This is a genomic window from Mycolicibacterium xanthum (assembly GCF_019710635.1).
Lineage (GTDB): Bacteria > Actinomycetota > Actinomycetes > Mycobacteriales > Mycobacteriaceae > Mycobacterium > Mycobacterium xanthum.
In genome coordinates this window covers 1-1459 of record NZ_JAIFZS010000139.1, presented here as the reverse complement: position 1 = coordinate 1459, position 1459 = coordinate 1, and the positions used below count along the sequence as shown (strand labels likewise).

General features: G+C 64.2%; 2 protein-coding genes and 1 pseudogene. 2 read left to right on the top strand and 1 reads right to left on the bottom strand.

All coding sequences use genetic code 11. From position 1 onward, the window contains the following. Positions 1-132: 132 nt before the first annotated feature. Together JDV09_RS27130 and JDV09_RS26415 are read left to right on the top strand one after the other, a co-directional pair. Entirely contained in the window at positions 133-267 is a 135-nt protein-coding gene (locus JDV09_RS27130) for a hypothetical protein (protein ID WP_255606092.1), read from the top strand. Beyond that, complete coding sequence (locus JDV09_RS26415; protein ID WP_221372085.1) at positions 264-1253, top strand: tyrosine-type recombinase/integrase; 990 nt, start codon at positions 264-266, stop codon at positions 1251-1253. The genes JDV09_RS27130 and JDV09_RS26415 overlap by 4 nt, the downstream gene beginning before the upstream one ends. 107 nt (positions 1254-1360) lie before the next feature. On the opposite strand, the pseudogene JDV09_RS27360 reads toward JDV09_RS26415, so the two are convergent. After that, positions 1361-1459, bottom strand: a pseudogene (locus tag JDV09_RS27360) (IS3 family transposase); the annotation flags it as partial.

The window sequence follows — 1459 nt, the reverse complement described above, 5'->3', positions numbered from 1 at the left end:
CACAGCTACCTCAAGGACGTTCCCCCCACCGAGTTCGAGGCCGCGTTCTACGATGCTCAACGGAGCGACCAACCCTTGGTCGCAATCCAATAGATCGAGCCTCCGGCAGAACCAGGGCGATTCACCGACCGGGTGCTGTCGCTGCTGGCCACCTGGCTGGGCCACTCCGATGCCGCCCACACCTACTGGTACCTGACCGGGACCGCAGAACTCATGGCCCTGGCCGCCGGCAAGCTCGAACCCAACGCCGAAGAGGAACCGTCATGAACGCCCTGGCGATCAGCCTGCAGACCTACTTCACGACCTTCGCCCACACCCAGCGCGACCTGTCGGCCAACACCATCGCCTCCTACCGCGACACCTGGCGGATGCTTCTGAAATACCTCACCTCCACACTCGGAATGAGCACCGATGCAGTCGATTTCGACGCACTCACCGCCATGAACATCAACGGATTCCTCGACTACCTCGAACAAGAGCGTCACAACAGCACCAGAACCCGCAACGCCCGACTCACCGCGATCCGCGCCGTGCTCAGCCGGGCGTTGCCCGACCATCCCGAGCACGCCGCCACCATCACCCAGGTACTCGCGATACCACCCAAACGCGCGATCAAGCCCATCATCGAGTTCCTCACCCCCGCCGAGGTCGATGCGCTTCTGGCCGCACCCGATCCCGCGACGTGGACCGGGCGACGCGATCACACCCTGCTGACCATGACCGCGCAGACCGGTCTGGGGATCAGCGAGATCTGCTCACTGACCCACGACGACATCCACCTCGGCGCCGGCCCGCACATCGCCTGCACCGGCAAAGGGCGTCGTCAACGCATCACTCCACTGACGCGAGTCACGGTCAACACCATGACGGCCTACCTCGCTGAACGGACAACCCGGCCCGGTTCCGCGCTGTTCTGCGGCCCGCACGGCCAACCGTTATCCCGCGACGCCCTCGAACATCGCCTCGCCACCCACGTCGCCACCGCGCGGACCACCTGCCCCAGCCTCACCCCCAAGCACATCACGATGCACACCCTGCGACACACCGCGGCCATGAACCTTCTCGCCGCCGGAGTCGACGTCTCCATCATCGCCCTATGGCTCGGGCACGCCGACACCCACAGCACCGACGCCTACCTGCACGCCCACATGGCCATCAAACAAGCCGCCATCGACCGAACCCGGCCACCACACGTCCAACCGGGGACCTACCGACCCGCGCCCGACATCCTGGCCTGGCTCACATCGCTATGACTATGCCGACACCAAGCACCGAAACCCGCACAGCAGCATGCCATCCCACAAGACATCGGCATATTCCAAGGGTCGGCATAGGACCTGTTATGCCGAGTTCGGCATAACAGATCACCGACCCATTTTTGGTTCGGCGCGTCCGCGGTGAAGACCCGTGTGAGCAGGTCAGGAAACTTCGGTGCGGTCTTGTCCTGCTTGGTCAACCC

Excerpts from the sequence above, each read along its gene's own strand:
- JDV09_RS26415 (WP_221372085.1), top strand. The coding sequence starts at position 264 with ATGAACGCCCTGGCGATCAGCCTGCAGACCTACTTCACGACCTTCGCC.